The sequence below is a fragment of the Paenibacillus sp. 1011MAR3C5 genome, from assembly GCF_003591485.1.
Lineage (GTDB): Bacteria > Bacillota > Bacilli > Paenibacillales > Paenibacillaceae > Pristimantibacillus.
Genome location: NZ_QZCF01000003.1, coordinates 264,446 through 284,295 on the forward strand (window position 1 = coordinate 264,446; position 19,850 = coordinate 284,295).

The following is a 19,850-nucleotide window of genomic DNA, read 5'->3' on the forward strand; positions in this document are numbered from 1 at the left end:
GGCAATGAAAGCAGGTACGGTAGCCAGGCTGTTGTTTCAGCGGGGGAATGGGCGTATGACTCGAATGGCAGAAGCCGAGAAGTGTCGTCCCCGGACTTGGGGCTGGGCAGAAAGCCCCGTAGTCCTAGACGACATACGAAAGCGGACAAGAGGCAAGAAGCAGGGCGCGCAGCTCGTTCCAATGCTGATTCGGGCATGAATAGGAGCGGGCGGATTCTAAATAGATGTCAATGGCTCCGCTAATAATGGGACGCTGCTTCTCCGGGAGACGAGCCATCGCCCATTCGGCAGCCTCCAGCTTGGAATAGATCAGGCCCGTCTCGCGGTAGGACCAGATCCGAGCCAAAGTCAGGACGCCCATCGCCTCCGCAGCGTCAACTATTCGCAACTCCTTATCCTCAGAAGCGGATGGGGTCATCAGAGACTCGGCATCGCTGCGCAGCGAATCCCAGAAGTGCGGCTCCGGCACGGCAGAGGAGATGGCGGCAAGTGGCGGGCCGTACAAGGCGATGCCAAGCTGCCGGGTAAGCGTTATGTGGCAAGCCAGATCCGAATCAGTACGTTCGCCTTGTTCATGCCAGAAGCTCCTGTTGTCCCAATAAGCCATGTCCGCATACCGTTTTCTCCAATAATCGCTAAAGTGAAGCTGGTAGGGGGCCGGATGCTTCCATAGCTTGAGATCTTCATGCAGCATGATGCTCACTTCGACTGGCGCAGGCGTACGGTGAAACATCAGAAAGGCAATGATTAACTGATGCCTCTCGTCTGGTGTCAGCGGCCGATTGATGACCGCCAGCATATCCAGGTCGCTGCGTCCGGGATGATAAGCGCCCAGGCATAGGGAGCCGTGCACGTAGAGGCCTATTAGTGTATCTCCTAAGAAATCGTTCATATAATTGTTGATGAGGAGGGCTTGGCGCCTAATATCCGGCGGGCTGTCCTCCCAATGCAAACCTTTCATTGTCGTTCTCCTTTTCATACGTTTGCTGCATCCAAGCAGCCGTATGCATGTGATAATCTGAACTTTAAAGCAAGCTGGTTTGACCGCGCAAGGTAAAACAAAGGCTATAGTCAATCTCTACCTTGTCTGGATACGGGTCAGGGCATACAATGGAAATAAATACACATGTTCGCGTTTATCCAGTATACTGAATAGGTATGAGAATGAATGACAACTACGAACAAACAATAGATTCATTAATTCATTCAAAGGAGGGGGAAGGCTTGCAATATGAGGTGCTGAACAAAGGCGCATTCGCCATGCTTCGTCTGAAGCTTGGGCAAGGCGAAAGTGTGAAGGCGGAATCTGGCGCTATGGTATCCATGTCTTCAACGCTTGAGCTGAGTGGCACGACCAACGGCGGTATTATGCGGGGACTCGGCAGAATGCTGAGCGGAGAGAGCTTCTTCTTCCAAGAAGTGAATGCCGCCCGGGGCGGAGGTGAGCTGACGCTGGCTCCCAGGACGTTAGGCGATATTGAAGCTGTAGAACTGGACGGCTCATATACGCTGCTTGTGCAGAAGGACGGATTCCTGGCGGGGACAGACGGGATTGAAGTCAGTACCAAAATGCAAAATTTGAGCAGAGGCCTGTTCTCGGGCGAGGGCTTCTTCGTGGTTGAGGTGAGAGGCCGGGGTACGGTGTTCCTATCCTCCTTCGGCGCCATTCATGAAGTAAAGCTGGGACCCGGTGAAGAGATTGTCATTGATAACGGACATCTGGTCGCATGGCCGAGTAACATGGCCTACAGCATTGAGAAGTCCTCGAAGGGCTGGGTGTCCAGCTGGAAGAGCGGAGAGATGCTCGTTTGCCGGTTCCGCGGGGAAGGAACTGTGCTTATTCAGAGCCGGAATCCCGGAGCATTCGGCAATTGGATACAGCGATACATACCGACTTCATCAAGCTGACCGCAGGCAGAATGCTAATGAAAGAAGGTCCCTCTTCATGCAGATGGGCGGCATTCATCCGTTTTCATGAAGAAGGACCTCTTTATTCGAGGGTAAGGCTGATCGGGCAATGGTCGCTGCCCATGACAGCTGCATCAATACGAGCATCGGTTATGCTTGGAGCCAGTCGCTCGGATACAAGGAAGTAGTCGATGCGCCAACCTACGTTTCTCTCCCGCACCTTCGGCATGAAAGACCACCAGGTATAGGCGTCCGTCCGATCGGGATGAAGGTAGCGGAACGAATCGACAAAGCCGGATGCAAGCAGCTTGGTCATGCAGGAGCGTTCCTCTGCGGTAAAACCTGAATTGCCATGATTGGACTTGGCGTTTTTCAGATCGATCTCCTGATGGGCGACATTAAGGTCTCCACATATGATAACAGGCTTGCGGCTGTCGAGTCCTTTGATGTAACTGAGGAACCGATTCTCCCACTCCAGCCGATAGTCGAGGCGAGAGAGATCCCGTCTTGCATTAGGCGTATAGACATTAACCAGATAATAGTCTTCGAATTCTAGCGTTATGACCCTGCCTTCGAACTCTTCGTTTTCCTCCAGGCCATACCAGACCGACAAGGGCTCTTTTGTAGTAAAGATCGCCGTTCCGGAATAGCCTTTTTTCTCGGCATAATTCCAATATTGGCGGTACTGGTCCCCGAGCGGAAGATCGATTTGCCCCAGCTGGAGCTTCGTCTCTTGCAGACAGAAGAAGTCGGCGCCGGTAGAGGCGAAATAATCCAAAAAGCCTTTATTGACGCAAGCTCGGAGACCGTTCACGTTCCAGGATATTAATGTGGTCATCGGGTAAGGCTCCTTCTTAACGATTTCAATTTAGTAATAATAGCTATTGCTTTCCGAGGCGATAAACACGAACGCCAACAAGATGATCAATAAAAGAATGCCCCAGAGTATCGTGCCGATAATGCTGCAGACTAGGCCGCCGATCGCAAGACCGCGTCCTTGATCCCCTGATAGCTTGATCTCCTTGAGCGACATTGCGCCGAGGATGATGCCTACGATGCCGGGAAGAAAGCCGACATAAGGAATAATGATTGAACAGATGCCTAGTACCAAAGTGGCAATCGATTTTCCGTTTGTTTTGGGCGGTTGATAATAAGGATGAAAATGCGGGGGCTGCTGATAGTGCGATTGCTGCTGCGAATAGCCGCCCGATTGATAGTTTTGTTGTTGCTGCTGGTCGTCATTCTGATAGTGACTCAACGCGTTTCCTCCTTTTGTCTAACCAGGCGACTTATGCGCGCCTAATCTGTAAAAATCATATCAAACATGTCTATTGCATACAACAAAAGATTGTCAAGCAAGAGAGGAAAGGAACCATCATGAAGAAGAAAGCCGGGCCTGAATCCGTCAGCCATTATTACAGTATGTTACGCCGTTACTTGCTTCCTCAGAAGTCAACTTTGATCGGCCTTGCCATATTGTTGTTTATTTCGATAGGCATACAGCTTATCAGCCCCCAAATTATCCGTTACTTTATCGATACGGCCCAGTCGGATAAACCGCTGGAGCTGCTTGTGTACGCGGCTCTTCTTTTTATCGGGTTTTCTTTAATCGGGCAAGTCATTAGTGTTATCGCAACATATGTAAGCGAGAATTTGGCATGGCGCACGACAAATAAACTAAGAGGCGATCTTGCAGAGCATTGTCTTAGACTGGATATGTCGTTTCACAAGTCCAATACATCGGGCTCGTTAATTGAGCGGGTAGATGGGGATGTAAATGCACTGGCCAATTTTTTCTCCAGCTTTATTATCCACCTGGCCGGCAACCTGATCTTGATGATCGGCATTATCGTCCTACTGTTCCGCGAAAATATGTGGATCGGTGCGGGCATGCTTTTATTCGTCGTATTCGCTATGTTCATTATCCAATGGATTCGCAAGTACGCGGCTCCCGTCTGGCAGAATTGGCGAGGCGTGAACGCGGAGTTTTACGGCTTTATCGGCGAGCATCTGGAAGGAACGGAGGATACCCGCGCCAACGGCGCTTCCGGCTTCGTCATGCGCCGCTTCTATTCGCTGCTTCGCCGGATGCTTCCGCTGCGCAGAAAGGCGTTCCTCGGGTTCGCATCGATGTGGATTACGACCATAATCGTGTTTGCGCTCGGCAATGCGATGGCATTTGCGATTAGCGCTGTATTATGGAAGGCGGGGAGCATTACGATCGGAACCGTCTATCTGATCTTCTTCTACACGGAGCTGCTGGCGAAGCCGATCGAGAAGATCAGAACACAGATCGAGGATCTGCAGAAGGCGGACGCAAGTCTGCAGCGGATCAAGGCGTTGTTCGCTCTCCAGCCCCAAGTGCAGGACGGGCGTGGGGACACGCTGCCAGACGGGCCGCTGGCCGTACATATCGACCGTGTAACGTTTGGATATGACGAGCAGCCGACGCTCTCCGATCTGGATATTCAGTTGAAGCCCGGCGAAGTGCTTGGCTTGCTGGGAAGGACCGGAAGCGGCAAGACGACGATTGGCAGGCTGCTGCTCCGATTCTATGATCCTCAGCAAGGCATGATCAAGCTGAGCGGCATTGATATTAAGGATTGCCGATTATCGGAAGTCAGGGATAAGGTTGCGCTTGTTACGCAGAACATTGAGATTATACAGGGAAGCGTAAGAGACAATCTGACCTTCTATAATGAAGGAATAAAGGACGAATCCATTATTGAGGTGCTCCATGAACTGGGATTGGCCTCCTGGTACGATTCGCTGCCGGAGGGTCTCGATACACGATTGGATTCGGGAGGAGGAAGCCTGTCGGCGGGCGAAGCGCAATTGCTTGCCTTTGCAAGGGTATTTCTGAACAATCCTGGACTCGTCATTCTGGACGAGGCGTCCTCGCGGCTTGATCCCATTACGGAGCATCGATTGGAGAAGGCGATCGACAAGCTGCTGCGAGAGCGAACCTGCGTCATTATTGCGCATCGCCTTGCAACGATTCAACGGGCGGACCGCATTGTGATATTGGAGCAAGGCCGCATGGTGGAATCCGGTGAGAGGGCCAAGCTGGCCAGCGATCCGTCCTCAAGATTCAGCCGCATGCTCGCGGCGGGACTGGAGGAGGCGACAGTATGAGTTCATTCCAATATATGATGAGGCTGATCGGTTATCGCAAAGGCCGGTATATCGCCAATGCCTTGATGTGGACGATCATCTATCTGATGCCGATTTTCCCAGGCCTCATTATGAAGATGTTTTTCGATTCCCTTGAGCTAAGCGGCGCGGCTGCTATCGGGACAGGTACGATTATCGCGCTGCTGCTTGGCGCGGCGATCGCAAGGAGCGCAAGCATCTGGATCGGATTTATTACAGATGTGAACTTCCGCTTCCGCATGGGCATGCTGCTTCGCCGCAATTTGCTGGAGCATGTGTTGAAGGAGCCGGGTGCGAAGGCGATCCCTTGCTCGCCGGGCGAGGCAATCAGCCATTTCCGCGATGATGTGGATCAGTCGGAGGAAGCGGTAAGCTGGTCGGTAGACGTATTTGGCATGACCTGCTTTGCGGCGGTAGCCTGCTTTATCCTCGTCCGTATTGACGCGCAGATGACGATGCTTGTCTTTTTGCCGCTGGTGCTGGTCGTGATTGCCGCCCAGCTGGCGACGACGAGGCTGCAGAAGTACCGCTCTGCGAGTCGCGAGGCAACATCCCAGGTTACGGGCGCTATCAGCGATATGTTCGGCAATGTACAGGCCATTCAGGTCGCCGGTGCGGAGAAACGTGTCGTGGATCGCTTCCGGTCGCTGAACGATACCCGCCGTAAGACGATGCTGAAGGATAAGCTGATGACTGAGGGTCTGGATTCGATTTTCTCCAATACGGTCAATCTGGGAACAGGTTTTATCCTTCTGCTGGCAGGAAGCAAGATGCGAGGCGGAGACTTTGCGGTAGGCGACTTTGCGTTGTTCGTATACTACTTGACCTTTGTTACGCAGTTCATTTCCAATTTCGGCAAGTTTCTAACCTATTTCAAGCAGATGGGCGTAGCCTTATCCCGATTGACTTGGATTTTGCAAGGCGCTCCGGCCAGGCTGCTGACAGCGTTCAAGCCGCTCCATCTCCGCAAGCACGATGGTGCAGCAACAGCTAAGACAGAGCCGCTGGCTTCCAGTGAGAGACTTCAGCAGCTTACCGTGGAGGGATTAACGTACCGGTATCCTGAGACGGGACGGGGCATCGAGCATCTTGATTTGAAGCTGAAGAGGGGGTCCTTTACGGTCGTGACCGGCCCGATCGGATCGGGCAAAACGACACTTGTACGCACACTGCTGGGGTTGCTGCCGAAGAATAGCGGGGATATCCGCTGGAACGGTCAGCTGGTGGAGGATCCGGGTTCGTTCTTCATCCCCCCTCGCAGCGCTTATACGGCGCAGGTTCCGAGGCTGTATAGCGACACGCTGCAGGAGAACATTCTTCTCGGCCTAGCGAGCGAGGGCGATGAATTGCAGCGGGCCATCCATACGGCGGTCATGACGGAAGATCTGGCAGGCTTGCCGCTTGGGCTCCAGACGGTTATCGGTCCTCGCGGCGTCAAGCTGTCGGGCGGTCAGGCACAGCGTACCGCTGCCGCAAGGATGCTGGTCAGGGAAGCCGAACTGTATGTGTTCGATGATCTGTCCAGTGCGCTGGATGTCGAGACGGAGCAGAAGCTCTGGACACGATTGTTCCAGGAGCGCGGCGACGCGACCTGCCTTGTCGTCTCGCACCGGAAGACTGCGCTTGCGCAAGCCGACCATATTCTGATGATGAAGGACGGACGAATCGAGGCGGAAGGGAAGCTGGAGCAACTGCTAGCGTCAAACGAATCGTTCCGTCGATTGTGGAAGGGCGATGAGAACTAAATAAAAGCAGAAGAACGCCGCTTTGGAGCAGACGGTCGACCCGTCCGCGTGAAGCGGCGTTTTGGCGTATTGCTATTCGCACTTTTATCGTAATGGAATGGATTCTAAAATGACTTTATTTAATAATAGATAATAAGTTCTTAATGCTCAGGCTTCTTTGTAAAGCCTAGTCTAGAACTGTATACGAGCTTAGTGTGACATGGTTTCTCGGTGTCAACGCCGTATGCCATGCTTACAGCTTCAAGCTTACAATCAGAACGACCGCCAAAATGGCAATCAGAGAAATCGCAAGAGATGTAACATAAGAGGAGATGGACACGCTGGTGGAAGCCGCGGCTTGCAGACGTTTCTTTAACTTGCCGCCCATGATGCCTACTACAATCAGGAACAGCAATATAATCGTACCGCCGGCCTTCTCCATCATATCGAGCCAGAATGGCTTATCCGAGCCCATATCGAGCTGAATAATCATTATGACGCCGCTTACGAGCACGACGAACGCTGAGGGATGAGCGAACCGGCTGAACACGCTGATAATGCGTTTGGACAGACTGTTCGCCTCCGGCTTGCCAAGCTGGCTTTTCAGCATGAACAGCATGACGATGACGGCCAGGATGGCGCCTACCCATACCATGAGACCTGCCAAATGAGAAAATAATAAATATCCGTACATATAGAATGACCTCCATGTCAATGAATTAAGTTCTGTTCGTATAGGAATCTTGCCCTTTATGAATGAGCGGGCGATGGACGGGCAGCCATCTCTCCAGAAGCACGAGTAAAGACGGGAGAAGCATGCCCCGTACGATGAACGTATCCAGCAATATGCCGATTGCCATAATCAGTCCGAACAGGAATAGCTCCTGCAAAGGTTGTGTCATCAGTACGCAGAAGGTTGCGGCCAGTATGACGCCGGCAGAGGAGATGACGCTGCCCGTGCGCGACACGCCTACTTTGACGGCTTCCTTCCAGCTGCGCTTGCGTGCCTCCTCCGTAATGCGGGATACCAGCATAATGTTGTAATCGACGCCAAGCGCAATGGAGAACACAAAGGCATAGAGCGGAAGGCGATAGCTGATGGCATCATACCCCAGAATATTGTGCAGGATGACCCAGCCGATACCGAATGACGCGGCGTAGGATAGGAGCATCGTGACCATCATCGTCAGGGCAATGAGGATCGATCTGGCTTGAAAGACGAGCATAATGGCAATCAGCCCAATAACAAGGGAGAATACCACAAGGATATCCCGTTGATTCATATCCCGAACGTCGAGCTGTTGCGCTGTCCCTCCGGAAAAATGAAGCTTTGTGCTGCCCGGATTAATCCCGCTGTCACGAAGGAGAAGATCGCCTGAATCGCGAAGCTGCTTTACCGTCGCCAATGCTTCTGGTTCATAGGGATGTTCGGTTAGCGTCAGTTCAAACTTGATCGCTTTGCCATCTGCGGCCAGAAAATCGCGCGGGAGGGAAGACGACTTGCCAGCCGCAGCGATCGTTGCAGGATCAGGCGTTATGTTATCTATGCCTTCCACAGTTTTCATACGTGCTGCCAATTGTCTCAAGCTGTTCATGAAAGGCTCTGTTAATTCCAGCTCTCCGTCATTTTCTAGCAGCACGGTTACAGGTGCAAGCCGCCCTTTGGGAAAGTGCTCCTCCAACAGTTCGAAGCCTTGTCTGGAGGAAAGCTCCTCCGGGAATGACTTCATTAAGTTAAAGGAGAATTGAATGCCTGTCGCATTGGCAGCCGTGATAAGCATAATGCCGGCCACTCCAATAGATACAACTGCGGGCCGTCTTGTAACCATGCGGCCGATCCTCGACCATAATCCTTCTCGGCCCTTCTGTGCGGCTGCGAGCCTCGGCTTGAACGGCCAGAACGCTGCTCTGCCTGCCAGTGTGAATACGGCGGGAATAAGCGTCAGTCCTCCCAGCAGAATAATGACCATCGCGATAGCGAATACAGGCGCGAAGTAATGATACGGCTGGAAGACAGCGGCGAATAGGGTAGTGACGGCAAGCAGAACGGTACCGCCGCTGAATAGAATAGGCTCGCCGACGCCGATCATGGCCGCCTTCATTGCATCGTGCTTCGAGCCAAGCCGCGCCAGCTCCTCCCGGTAACGGGAGACAACGAATAAGCAATAGTCGGTCAATACGGCGAATAGAAGAATCATCATGATCGAGATCGCTTGCTTGTCAACGACAATCCATCCATTCGCGGCGGCGATTCCAATCACTCGGTCAACGACCGCATATACGACACCTGCAATGACGAGCGGCAGCAAGGCAAGCAAAGGAGAGCGGTATATGACGACGAGTATAACGAGAATAAGGGCGACCGTTGCGAAGAGCAGCACCATATCGGCGTCTTGGAACAGCTTGGTCGTATCTGAAGCGATTCCGGCAGGCCCGGTCGTCTCCAGTCGCATCCCATGAAGTCCGACCGTATCCGCATAGCTGCGTATTTCGTCAAGCGTAGCGCTGATCGCCTTGGAGTCGGCTCCTTTCACAAGAGCAGCGTTCAGCAGTATGGTGCTGCCGTCTAGTGAATACAGGCGATTCTGGGTATCCGGCGGGAAGAGATGATACGGCATAGCGCCGGACAGATACTGCGGCTTCTGTTCGGAAGACAGCCATTCGCTGATCCCGGCAATGGATGCCCGCTGTTCATCTGTAATAGCGGTATCCGAGTGGAACACAAGTAGAGCGACAAGCCCGTCATCCGAAGGGAAATGCTTCTCCGTCAGCTCGCGCGCTATGGCGGAGGGAGAATTAAGCCGGATGCTGTCTTCGCTGCTGCTGATGGCGTGCTCCTTGGCACCGGGCGCAAGGGAAGACAGTCCTATGGCAAACACAAGCCAAAGAATAATCATCCAAGCACTGCCTTTTCGACTGCTGACTAAGCGGGCCAGTCCATAAAGGAAGAAATGCATGAGTGTTCGATACACCTCCTGTTCTAGCGATATGGCTAATCGTAGAACAGGAATATGAACGAATGATGAACGGAGTATTACAAATAGGGGAGTGTAACGATGAAGCGGGTTCCTTCGCCTGGTTCGCTGGCAGCTTCAATGGTGCCGCCGTGAAGTTCAACGATTTTGCGGCAGATGGAGAGACCAAGACCGCTTCCAGTTTGCGTACGGCCTCTTGCCTGGTCGACCTTATAGAATCGGTCGAAAATATAGGGAAGCTTATCAGCGGATATGCCGACGCCAGTGTCGGAGATGGTGACGACAATATGCCGGTCAATGCTGATCGCAATGGATATGCGGTCTCCGGTCCCGGTGAACTTGATACTGTTGGCAATCAAATTCATCCATACATGATAAAGCAGCCCCTCGTCGGCAGTAATCATCACTTCAGGGAGCTCGGGAACCAGTTCCAGCCCCTTCTTCGACCATTGCCACTCCGTAACAATGAGCACTTGCCGAATTTGTTCGTCGAGACGGAAGGGTTCTCTTCGAGTGAGCGTTGTTTCTTTATCAAGTGCCGCAAGCGTAAGAAGCTGCTTGCTGAGCGAGGACAAGCGCCGCGACTCTTCATGAATGATTGTTAGATATTGGCGTTCCTCTTCTTCTGTAGTCTTGTTATCCAGTATCGCTTGGGTAAAGCCTTGAATGGATGTGACGGGAGTCTGAAATTCATGTGAGACATTCGCGACAAACTCGGTTCTCATGTCATCAAGCTTCTCCAGGCTTTGAGCCATATGCGAGAAATCTCTCGCCAGATCGCCAATCTCGTCCCGGCGCTTCACATCCAGTCCGATCTTATAGTTGCCGCCGACGATTTTGCGAGTAGCGGCTTTTAATGCTTTCAGAGGTTCGACGATTGTACGGGTCAGAATGATGATAAGGGCTAAAATAAGGATAAAAGCATGGCCCAGAAGTATGGCGAGAAGAATGCGGATTTCACCAAGCTGATTTTGCAGATCGGGACGCAAGAACATCGCATAGATCTCTTCGCCGGACTTTAGCGGGAGACCAACCGTATTGCGGATGCTGTTTTCGAAGTAGCCCATGATTTCCAGAAATCGCCGCTCTTCATGCTTCCCAAGGTAAGGTGTGCCTGCTAGAACGTCTTCCGCAATGCTTGGATCAAATTGGGAATGCTTGAAAGGGGAGCCATAGACCTGTCCATTCCCGCTTTTATCGACCAGGTAAATTTGGTATCCCATCGATCCTATGCGCTGCATGAAGGTCCCGATATCTTGATCCGATGACCCTTCGTACAGATGCCGAACCTGCTCGGCGACAGGCAGCACTTTATCCTGAGTGTACGTTTTCATTCGGTTGTTATAGTAGGCGTTCGCTATGAATAACGCCAAGATAGAGCTAATAAGCGTGATAAGAATAAAGATCGCGACGATGCGAATATATAAGGTCTTCATCTGGATAGCACCTCCAGCTTGTAGCCAATGCCCCTTACAGTCGTGATGACAAAATCGTCGCTTATGTCTGTGAACCGTTCGCGCAGCCGCTTAATATGGACATCGATCGTACGGCTGTCGCCGCTATAATCCTCGCCCCATACTTGCCGCAACAACTGCTCGCGAGTAAACAGCTGTCCAGGATGCGCGGCTAGCTGGGCCAGCAGCTCGAACTCCTTAAGCGGCAATTGCATCTGCTGGCCTTGAACCGTAATTTCGTAGCTTCTGCGGTCGATGATGGTGTGACGCAGTGTAATGACATCGGAAGACACCATTTGATAGCGGCGCAACAATGCCTTTACGCGGTAGAGCAGCTCCTCCGGCTCGAAGGGCTTCACGATATAATCATCTGTTCCAGAGAGAAAGCCTTTTGCTTTATCCCGCTGCTCGCCCTTGGCTGTAAGGAGAATAACCGGGATATCATAGTAGCGGCGAATTTCCTCGCATAGCTCCAGACCGTTCTTAAGCGGCATCATAACGTCCACGATCGCCAGATGGACCGGGGTATGCTCCAGCAGGCTGGCTGCGGCGGAACCATCTTCCGCTTCGAATACCGCATAACCCTCCTTGCGCAGATAAAACCCCAGCAACTCGCGGATATGCGGATCGTCGTCTGCCGTCAGGATATGTACTTTCATGGTGAAGCCTCCTGTCATTCCCTATTTATTTCTCTACTGAAATACGTTAATATAGTGTTAACATTTATGATACGTGAGACCGTCAATTGGGACGGTTTTTCTTTTTGGAAAGGGAGCATGAAGGAGTGAGAACAATGAATTCGATATTAAACGTTTACCGCAAAGCACCATTCTGGACAACCTTTATTCTTATTATGTTGAAAATGGCTTTGTTTCGTCAATTTACGTTTGACGGTGTACAGATAGACAGACTGCTGTCCGACGGGGCAGCGGTGCTGGTGCTGCTGTGTGTCCTGGAATTGATTACGACTTCTAGATGGAAGACGGCAGTCATGGGCGTCGGCAACGCTGTCATCTCGCTGCTGCTCTTTGCATGCTCGGTCTATTATTCATTCTTCGGCAGTATCCCGACTTATACGGCCTTGCATGGACTTGGTCAGGTTGGACAAGTTAAGGAGAGCGTCGAATCGGCGATTGAGCTGAAGTTTTATGTGCTGTTCCTGGACTTGGCGATTCTGCTCGTCTTGTATGTGCTGTCTCTTCGAAGCAAGGGAGATAAGACGGCAAGCCGCCCGGCAGCTAAGCCGATTTATGTAGGTGCAGCGCTTATCATTGCGATCGGCGCATCGTTCTTCTATATTCGCTCGGATCTGGATATATCCAATGAGCTGGTTCAGGCGGAGCGCCTTGGCGTATTGAATTATCAGATTGCAACGGCTGTGAAGGAGAATAAAGAAAACACCGCGATCAAAAACGGATCGACCGATGAGACGAAACAAGCGCTGGAGCAATTGGAGGAGAACTTCTATGGCGGCGGCTCAGTCGAAGCTGGGACTCCGAATTTCTATGGTGTAGCGAAGGGTAAAAACGTTATTGTCATTCAGCTCGAGTCGTTCCAGAATTTGATGATCGGCCTGAAAGTGAATGGACAAGAAGTTACACCTGTACTCAATGATCTGATTGCGAACGGAAGCTTCTATTTCCCTAAAACATTCCAGCAGATCGGACAAGGCAATACTTCCGATGCCGAGTTTATTTCCAATACCGGCGTATATCCGACCGGAACGATTGCGATGTCCAAAGGGTATGGCGACAGGAAAATTCCAAGCTTGCCGCGGTTGCTGGCCGAGCAGAATTACACTACAAATACGTTCCATGTCAATGACGTAACGTTTTGGGACCGCAATAAGCTATATCCTGCCCTTGGGTTTGACAAATATTACGACAGGCCATTCTTCAAGGACGATAAATTTAACGGCTTCGGCGCTTCTGATGGCGAGATGTATCGTGTTGGTCTGGAGCGGGTGACGGAGCTTCATGATGAAGGTAAGCCGTTCTATGCGCAATTCGTGACGACGTCCAGCCATCACCCGTTCTGGGTGAAATCGGAGTTTCTGAACATTAAGCTGCCGCCAGAATTAAGCGGTACACAGATGGGCCATTATGTGACGGCGATCAACTACACGGATAAAGCGCTTGGCGATTTTATTGAGAACTTGAAGGAAAAAGGCATATGGGAAGATACGATTCTCGTTGCATACGGCGATCACTTCGGCCTGCAGACCAAGGAGAATGATCCGGCCTGGGTAGAGGAAGTTCTGGGTGTGAATTATCATGACCAGGTTAGCCGTTTCAACATTCCTTTCCTTGTGCATGTTCCGGGCGTGGAAGGCAAGACGATGGAGAATGTGGCAGGACAGGTTGACATGATGCCGACGATTGTGAACCTGCTGGGCATTTCCTTGAAGGAGGAAGGCCATACCGTCTTCGGCCAGGACTTGCTGAATGCGAAGAAAAATGTGATAGGCATGAGATACTATATGCCAACCGGCACGTTCTTCAACGATGAAATTATGTTTGTACCGGGAAAAGGCTTTGAGGACGGTACAGCCATTGACCTGAAGACGCTTGAGCCGGTCAAGGACTTCAGCAAATACCGCTCGGACTACGATTATGTGCTTGAGCTGATGAAGCTCTCGGATGAATATATGAAGCTGCTGCCTCAACGTTAGCACAGCTCGAATGAATCCAGGCACCCTCCGGTTACGGAGGGTGTTTTTGGTTATTGTCTTTCATATCGGTGCGTGATAGAGTATATAAATTGATTTACGAACGGTCGTTAAGCAAATAGGGGGAAACAGTCTGCTAACCAGCAGCATCATGCTCATGCATGAAGCCATTAAGCAATATGCAATATTTCAGTCATAAAGGGGAATAGAGATGTATCATGCAGAGACTTGGGGAGAAAAAACAAAGCTCCTATTAAAAATATTATGGCCGATTATGGTGACTCAGCTTGGACTGTATGCCATGAACCTGTCCGATACGATCATGTCGGGATGGGTCAGTACGGAGGATCTGGCCGGCGTAGCGATTGGGTCCAGCCTGTGGATGCCTATTATAACGGGAATTAACGGCATCCTGCTGGCGGTAACGCCGATTGTGTCTCAGATGGTCGGCAGCGGCAAGCAGAATGGCATTGCCAGGTTTATTAGCCAAGCCCTGTATGTCTCGTTCATGGTGGCCTTGGTTGTTGCTATAGCGGGCTGCTTCCTGTTCAAGCCGGTCATTGGCCTGATGGGTATGGAGGATAAGGTGGCCCATATTTCATTTTATTATTTGGTTGCGCTGCTGTTCGGCATTGTGCCGCTCTTTGCTTCCAATGTGCTGCGGTACTTTTTTGATGCGCAGGGGTTTACACGGATATCCATGTTTATCACGCTTATTGCAGTGCCGTTCAATATCCTGCTTAATTATATGTTCATCTTCGGAAAGCTCGGCGTGCCTGCATTCGGCGGTATTGGCGCGGGGTATGCAACGGCGATCACGTATTGGCTGATTTTGCTCATTAGCATCATGATGACGTTCAAAGTGCCGGCTGTACGTTCTTATCGTCTGTTTATTGAATGGGCTGCGCCTTCTTGGAAAGCGTGGAAGGAGATTTTTACAATCGGCATACCGATAGGACTCAGCATCTTTTTCGAAGTCAGCATTTTCTCTGTCGTGACGCTGCTGATGGGGCTGCTCTTCGATACGGGAACGATTGCATCGCATCAGATTGCGCTAAGCTTCTCGTCGCTCGTCTTTATGGTGCCGCTCAGCATTTCCATGGCGCTTACGATTGTGGTCGGTTACTCCGTGGGTAGCGGGAAGATGAAGGCTGCACGGCAGTACAGTCTGCTCGGTGTAGGCGGTGGGGTAGGGTTGATGGGCTTGGCTGCCATTGCGCTGTTTTTCCTTCGCGAGCCGATCGCTTACTTGTACACGCAGGATTCGGATGTAGCGGTGCTGGCTGCCCAGTTTCTGATTTTCGCCATCTTTTATCAAATCTCGGATGCGGCTCAAGCCTCGCTGCTTGGCGTGCTCCGCGGCTATAAGGATGTGCAGATGCCATTCTTGATCGCCTTTATCTCCTATTGGGTTGTCGGCTTGCCTTCGGGCTATCTGCTGTCTGCTTACACAGACATGGGGGCCTACGGCTTCTGGGTAGGCATTATATTCGGCCTGACGTTCGCTGCGGTTGGATTCATGCTGCGGCTTATGCGCATCCAGAAGAGTCTTCAACAGGCAACTAGTAGCTAAGCAGGGAAGGAATTGCAGCGCTTGGCGGAGAATGCAACTAAGTAGTGAAGGATCGCATGCGACGGATGTAGATGAGGGGGCGGAGCATATGGCGGCTAATCTTGGCGTAACGGAGATGCTGGAGGAGCATAAACAATTCTTTCGATCAGGCATGACTGCGGATGCGGCTTTTCGAATGGAGCAGCTGAATAAGCTGAAATCTGCAATTGTTCTTTATGAGCGAGACCTGCTGGACGCGTTGTACAAGGATTTGCGCAAGAGCGAGACGGAAGCTTACGGTTCCGAGATTGGGCTTGTACTCGGCAGCATTTCTTATATGATCAAGAATCTGTGCAAATGGATGAAGCCGAAGAGGGTAAGGGCTCCGCTTCATTTATTCGGCACGAAGAGCCGAATTATTCCAGAGCCGTATGGTACGGTGCTGATCATCGGTCCCTTCAATTATCCGGTTCAGCTCGTCCTGGAGCCGCTGCTTGGCGCTATAGCTGCTGGCAATTGTGCGGTCATCAAGCCCTCCGAAAGCTCGCCTCATGTATCAGCCGTTATAGCGCGAATGATTGAAGACACCTTCGACAAGTCTTATATTCGGGTTGTAGAAGGAGATAAGGATATAACGTCGGCGCTGATCCATGCGCCATTTGACTATATTTTCTTCACAGGCAGTGGTGCTGTCGGAAAGATTGTGATGGAAGCAGCCGCTCGCAATCTGGTGCCGGTCACGCTGGAGCTCGGGGGCAAAAGCCCGGCTATTATCGACCGGACTGCGAACCTGGAGCTGGCAGCCAAGCGGATCGCATGGGGCAAGTGGATGAATGCGGGCCAGACCTGTATCGCGCCGGACTATTTGATCGTCCATGAATCGGTGAAGGAGCCTTTTGCTCGTAAGCTGCAGGAGATTATCCGCTCCTTTTATGGAGACAATCCACAAGCAAGCGCCGACTATGGCCGAATCATCAATGAGCGGCAGTTCGACCGGCTTGCATCCATTCTGCAGCATGACCAGAGTCGTATCGCTCATGGCGGACGAATTGACCGGGATGATCTATACATCGAGCCGACCTTGCTTGATGTGGGGAACGCGGAGGACAGCAGGATTGAGGCTGCTTCGATGGAGGATGAATTGTTTGGCCCGCTGCTGCCGATGCTCACTTATTCTGACCTCGAAGATGCGATCTCTCAGGTGCGGAACAGGCCCAAGCCGCTAGCGCTATATGTGTTCTCGGAGGATCGCGGCGTGCAGGACCGCGTGATGGGCACGCTCTCCTTCGGGGGCGGCTGCGTGAACGATACGCTTTCACATATCATTAACCACCACCTTCCCTTCGGCGGAGTTGGCCATAGCGGCATCGGCGGTTATCACGGCAAGCATAGCTTTGACTTGTTCTCGCATCACAAAAGCGTGCTGAAGCGCAGCACCAGGTTCGAGCCGGGCATTCTGTTCCCGCCATACGAAGGCAAGCTGAAGCTGTTCCGCAAGGTGCTGAAGTAGCTCCATTTTGGGCAATAGGTGTTAATATGGATGAAGTTTTTTCGATATTTTGGGTTTGGCATGGTGTAGGGACATTAGAGTTGTTAGGATACGGATAGAACGACTGCATAGGCGTGGCATTAATAACAATTTGTCATTGTAGTACATTTTCGCTATTAGGATCAAAATCGGTTTCAGTGAGCAGATGGCTACTAGTATAGAAATGTCTTTGCATTTGTTACGATCGAGTATAGGGATTTTCAACTCATGTTCTTATATTTTAAAATCCGCGTACTTATATTTTGGTTCTAAGGAATGCATTGTAAAATAGGCTACACTGGACTAAACTGTAATCATCAAAGTGTGTTATATGAAGCAAATATGTGCGTGAGGAACACGCCGCTTACCTCCTTGATGGAGGTAGGCGGCTTTTTTATTGAAATTAAGAGGAGGCGGTACGATGTTCGAAAAGGAGTTTCGGAATTTTGTTGAAGCACAGAAGCGCGATGCAACCGGGAGGCGATTAGAGATGCTAGAGAAGGAAATGATTGGCGAAGAGAAGATGTTTAAGGAGGTGCTTTGGCCAGTCTTTGGTTCGTTTAAAGGCTTTATTATGCAGTATGAGCTTGTAACTTTTACGGGTGTGACGATGTATGTGGATGCTTACTATGAGCCGAATCGTATTGCGTTTGAAAGCGAGGGCTTTGTGGCACATGCGGAGAACATCACGCGCGATCGCTTTGATTTTGAACGCAATCGGGTAAGGTCAATGGCTTCTAAAGGCATTACGTATTATCCATATACATGGGATGAAATGAACAAAAAGCCGGAAGTCTGCAGGAGTGCGCTTTATGAGTTTCTGGGCAAGAACAGAAATGCAGCTAACGGAGGGCTTACACTTTATGAACGCGAGGTTGTTCGGAATGCGCTTCTACTTGAACGAACGGTTCGAGTTGCGGATGTGTGCGAGTGGTTAGGAAGAAGCGCTGACGTGAGTAGAGGCGTTCTGAAATCTATGACGGAGAAAAGCTTGCTGAAACCAATGAGAAATGACCGTATTCGGCATCACGAGTACCAACTGGATGAACGTGCAATTAAGCTGGTACGGAATCAGATTTGATAGCAAGCGGTGCAGTTGCATGCAGCAAGTTATGCAAGCAGAGAAAATCGGCTTAGAGCGTGCGAAAGACCTGCCTGAGCAGCTGCAAGCAGAGAAACACGGCTTAGAGCGTGCGAAAGTCCTGCCTGAGCAGCTGCAAGCAGAGAAACACGGCTTAGAGCGCCAGAAAGACCCGCCCGAGCAGCTGCAAGCAGAGAAACTCGGCTTAGAGCGTGCGAAAGACCTGCCTGAGCAGTTGCAAGCAGAGAAACACGGCTTAGAGCGTGCGAAAGTCCTGCCTGAGCAACTGCAAGCAGGGAAACTCGGCTTAGAGCGTGCGAAAGACCTGCCTGAGCAGTTGCAAGCAGAGAAACACGGCTTAGAGCGTGCGAAAGTCCTGCCTGAGCAACTGCAAGCAGGGAAACTCGGCTTAGAGCGTGCAGTCGCGGTGCGGCGACCGCTGCATGTATGTGCCGTTTGGCGAGAATTGGTTCGATTATTTGAAGAGAAAGCCTGCAGAAAGGCCGGCCAATCTATGGTTTTTGCTCCGAAATTGGCGCAGGAAATCATAAACAGTGCGCCGGAGATTCAAAATTATGATACTATTCAACGATAGGATGGACCGCAATCCGTTTCGGATTTTGCGGTTTTTTATTTTTTTATAGCTGTATATGTCAAAAAACGGCCCCTGGCTTGATAACCTGGGAAGAACTTATACTTTTCTGGGTCTACCCAACCATGTTTTATATATTATCGTTGTAAAGTATCATTTTTTGTTGATCAGGCAAATAGTATCCCTCCGAAGCTGTCCGTTACAATAAAACTATCAACTATGCAGCAAGGAGGATACAAATGGCGCAAGCAACAGCAGAGCAACAGACGCGGTTGAATCAGCAACCAAAGCCAAAGAAGAATATTTTCATGCGCATTTGGAAGCAATGGGATATTCAGCTTATGGTATGGCCGGGTATTTTGCTCGTTTTCGTCTTCGCGTATTTGCCGATGTACGGGATATTGACGGCATTTATGGATTACAACATTTTCACAGGTGGCAACATATGGGCTAATCCTTGGGTTGGATTCAAGCATTTCCAGATGTTCTTTGATTCCCCCGAGTTCTATAATGTTATCCGCAACACCATTGTAATCAGTTTATTGAAATTTATAATTGGCTTCCCGGCACCGATCATCTTGGCGCTTATGCTGAATGAAATCAGGCATATGATGTTCAAGCGTATCGTACAGACGATTACGTATCTTCCGCACTTTATGTCGTGGGTAATCGTAGCGGGCCTTGTTATGTCGATGTTATCGACGGAGAACGGCAGTGTGAACATGTTGCTGAAATCGATCAACCTGATCGATGAGCCTGTCAACTTCCTCTCCATGTCCGAATACTTCTGGTCGATTCTCATCTCGGCTAACGTATGGAAGGAAATCGGTTTTGGTTCCATCGTTTACTTGGCAGCAATCTCGGGCGTCGATCCGCATCTCTATGAAGCGGCTGATATTGACGGCGCGAGCAAATTCAAACAAATTTATCTCATTACGATTCCGACAATTATGCCGGTTATCATTATCTTCATGATTCTGTCGATTGGCAGGCTTCTGGACGCAGGTTTCGAGGATATTCTCTTGCTCGCGACTAACCCGGTGCTAAGGCCGGTCTCGGACGTTATCGATACGTATGTCTATCGCGTAGGTTTGTCCAACTTCCGCTATTCCTATGCTACAGCGGTTGGGCTGTTCAAGGCTGTTATCAGTGTTGGATTGCTCACGATGGCGAATTATCTGGCTCGCAGATCAGGCAACAGCTTGTGGTAGAAGG

Annotated in this window: 16 protein-coding genes; 9 read left to right on the forward strand and 7 right to left on the reverse strand. The window is 50.9% G+C overall.

The features are described 5' to 3' along the window. Positions 1 to 124: 124 nt before the first annotated feature. Complete coding sequence (locus tag D3P07_RS10940) at positions 125 to 961, reverse strand: aminoglycoside adenylyltransferase domain-containing protein (protein WP_182914268.1); 837 nt, start codon at positions 959 to 961, stop codon at positions 125 to 127. A gap of 263 nt (positions 962 to 1,224) precedes the next feature. Here D3P07_RS10940 and D3P07_RS10945 point away from each other — a divergent pair, with 263 nt between their 5' ends. Further along, complete coding sequence (locus tag D3P07_RS10945; protein WP_119800264.1) at positions 1,225 to 1,908, forward strand: TIGR00266 family protein; 684 nt, start codon at positions 1,225 to 1,227, stop codon at positions 1,906 to 1,908. Positions 1,909 to 1,990: 82 nt separating this feature from the next. Here the strand turns inward: D3P07_RS10945 and D3P07_RS10950 are convergent, their stop codons facing one another. Both D3P07_RS10950 and D3P07_RS10955 read right to left on the reverse strand, forming a co-directional pair. Further along, positions 1,991 to 2,746, reverse strand: a complete 756-nt coding sequence (locus D3P07_RS10950; RefSeq protein ID WP_119800265.1) for an exodeoxyribonuclease III — start codon at positions 2,744 to 2,746, stop codon at positions 1,991 to 1,993. A 30-nt stretch (positions 2,747 to 2,776) separates the two neighbouring features. Then, a complete protein-coding gene (locus D3P07_RS10955; protein ID WP_119800266.1) occupies positions 2,777 to 3,166 on the reverse strand; it encodes a DUF4190 domain-containing protein in 390 nt (129 codons plus the stop codon). Between the two features lie 119 nt (positions 3,167 to 3,285). On the opposite strand from D3P07_RS10955, the gene D3P07_RS10960 reads away from it, so the two are divergent. Together D3P07_RS10960 and D3P07_RS10965 are read left to right on the forward strand one after the other, a co-directional pair. After that, positions 3,286 to 5,043, forward strand: coding sequence for an ABC transporter ATP-binding protein (locus tag D3P07_RS10960; protein WP_259391440.1), 1,758 nt, complete (start codon positions 3,286 to 3,288; stop codon positions 5,041 to 5,043). Further along, entirely contained in the window at positions 5,040 to 6,806 is a 1,767-nt protein-coding gene (locus D3P07_RS10965; protein ID WP_119800267.1) for an ABC transporter ATP-binding protein, read from the forward strand. The genes D3P07_RS10960 and D3P07_RS10965 overlap by 4 nt, the downstream gene beginning before the upstream one ends. A gap of 232 nt (positions 6,807 to 7,038) precedes the next feature. Here the strand turns inward: D3P07_RS10965 and D3P07_RS10970 are convergent, their stop codons facing one another. From D3P07_RS10970 to D3P07_RS10985, 4 genes are all read right to left on the reverse strand, one after another. Then, positions 7,039 to 7,479, reverse strand: coding sequence for a hypothetical protein (locus tag D3P07_RS10970; RefSeq protein ID WP_119800268.1), 441 nt, complete (start codon positions 7,477 to 7,479; stop codon positions 7,039 to 7,041). Between the two features lie 25 nt (positions 7,480 to 7,504). Continuing rightward, positions 7,505 to 9,682, reverse strand: coding sequence for an MMPL family transporter (locus tag D3P07_RS10975; protein WP_259391441.1), 2,178 nt, complete (start codon positions 9,680 to 9,682; stop codon positions 7,505 to 7,507). A 137-nt stretch (positions 9,683 to 9,819) separates the two neighbouring features. Next, positions 9,820 to 11,196 (reverse strand): sensor histidine kinase, encoded by a 1,377-nt coding sequence (locus tag D3P07_RS10980; RefSeq protein WP_119800270.1) that lies wholly within the window; start codon positions 11,194 to 11,196, stop codon positions 9,820 to 9,822. Beyond that, positions 11,193 to 11,873: a response regulator transcription factor gene (locus tag D3P07_RS10985; protein ID WP_119800271.1), complete on the reverse strand. Its 681-nt coding sequence runs from the start codon at positions 11,871 to 11,873 to the stop codon at positions 11,193 to 11,195. Before D3P07_RS10985 ends, D3P07_RS10980 begins: the two co-directional genes overlap by 4 nt. A 134-nt stretch (positions 11,874 to 12,007) precedes the next feature. On the opposite strand from D3P07_RS10985, the gene D3P07_RS10990 reads away from it, so the two are divergent. The 6 genes from D3P07_RS10990 to D3P07_RS11015 all read left to right on the forward strand — a co-directional run bounded on the left by D3P07_RS10990 (position 12,008) and on the right by D3P07_RS11015 (position 19,846). Further along, complete coding sequence (locus D3P07_RS10990; RefSeq protein ID WP_119800272.1) at positions 12,008 to 13,885, forward strand: LTA synthase family protein; 1,878 nt, start codon at positions 12,008 to 12,010, stop codon at positions 13,883 to 13,885. Between the two features lie 208 nt (positions 13,886 to 14,093). Then, a complete protein-coding gene (locus D3P07_RS10995; protein WP_119800273.1) occupies positions 14,094 to 15,455 on the forward strand; it encodes an MATE family efflux transporter in 1,362 nt (453 codons plus the stop codon). A gap of 88 nt (positions 15,456 to 15,543) precedes the next feature. Beyond that, the gene (locus D3P07_RS11000) at positions 15,544 to 16,944 is read left to right on the forward strand and encodes an aldehyde dehydrogenase (RefSeq protein ID WP_119800274.1); all 1,401 of its coding nucleotides are present in this window, start codon (positions 15,544 to 15,546) and stop codon (positions 16,942 to 16,944) included. Positions 16,945 to 17,383: 439 nt separating this feature from the next. After that, on the forward strand, positions 17,384 to 18,043 hold the full coding sequence (locus D3P07_RS11005) for a hypothetical protein (RefSeq protein WP_119800275.1): 660 nt from the start codon (positions 17,384 to 17,386) through the stop codon (positions 18,041 to 18,043). 19 nt (positions 18,044 to 18,062) lie between these two features. Continuing rightward, the gene (locus D3P07_RS11010) at positions 18,063 to 18,638 is read left to right on the forward strand and encodes a hypothetical protein (protein ID WP_119800276.1); all 576 of its coding nucleotides are present in this window, start codon (positions 18,063 to 18,065) and stop codon (positions 18,636 to 18,638) included. Between the two features lie 236 nt (positions 18,639 to 18,874). After that, on the forward strand, positions 18,875 to 19,846 hold the full coding sequence (locus D3P07_RS11015; protein ID WP_119800277.1) for an ABC transporter permease: 972 nt from the start codon (positions 18,875 to 18,877) through the stop codon (positions 19,844 to 19,846). Positions 19,847 to 19,850 lie beyond the last annotated feature (4 nt).

What these genes read in the sequence shown, in the direction of transcription:
- D3P07_RS10965 (WP_119800267.1), top strand. Translation starts at nt 5,040, where the DNA reads ATGAGTTCATTCCAATATATGATGAGGCTGATCGGTTATCGCAAAGGC.
- D3P07_RS10995 (WP_119800273.1), top strand. Translation starts at nt 14,094, where the DNA reads ATGTATCATGCAGAGACTTGGGGAGAAAAAACAAAGCTCCTATTAAAA.
- D3P07_RS11000 (WP_119800274.1), top strand. Translation starts at nt 15,544, where the DNA reads ATGGCGGCTAATCTTGGCGTAACGGAGATGCTGGAGGAGCATAAACAA.
- D3P07_RS11010 (WP_119800276.1), top strand. Translation starts at nt 18,063, where the DNA reads ATGCAGCAAGTTATGCAAGCAGAGAAAATCGGCTTAGAGCGTGCGAAA.
- D3P07_RS10985 (WP_119800271.1), bottom strand. Translation starts at nt 11,873, where the DNA reads ATGAAAGTACATATCCTGACGGCAGACGACGATCCGCATATCCGCGAG.
- D3P07_RS10950 (WP_119800265.1), bottom strand. Translation starts at nt 2,746, where the DNA reads ATGACCACATTAATATCCTGGAACGTGAACGGTCTCCGAGCTTGCGTC.
- D3P07_RS10980 (WP_119800270.1), bottom strand. Translation starts at nt 11,196, where the DNA reads ATGAAGACCTTATATATTCGCATCGTCGCGATCTTTATTCTTATCACG.
- D3P07_RS10940 (WP_182914268.1), bottom strand. Translation starts at nt 961, where the DNA reads ATGAAAGGTTTGCATTGGGAGGACAGCCCGCCGGATATTAGGCGCCAA.
- D3P07_RS11015 (WP_119800277.1), top strand. Translation starts at nt 18,875, where the DNA reads ATGGCGCAAGCAACAGCAGAGCAACAGACGCGGTTGAATCAGCAACCA.
- D3P07_RS10990 (WP_119800272.1), top strand. Translation starts at nt 12,008, where the DNA reads ATGAATTCGATATTAAACGTTTACCGCAAAGCACCATTCTGGACAACC.
- D3P07_RS11005 (WP_119800275.1), top strand. Translation starts at nt 17,384, where the DNA reads ATGTTCGAAAAGGAGTTTCGGAATTTTGTTGAAGCACAGAAGCGCGAT.
- D3P07_RS10970 (WP_119800268.1), bottom strand. Translation starts at nt 7,479, where the DNA reads ATGTACGGATATTTATTATTTTCTCATTTGGCAGGTCTCATGGTATGG.
- D3P07_RS10960 (WP_259391440.1), top strand. Translation starts at nt 3,286, where the DNA reads ATGAAGAAGAAAGCCGGGCCTGAATCCGTCAGCCATTATTACAGTATG.
- D3P07_RS10975 (WP_259391441.1), bottom strand. Translation starts at nt 9,682, where the DNA reads ATGATTATTCTTTGGCTTGTGTTTGCCATAGGACTGTCTTCCCTTGCG.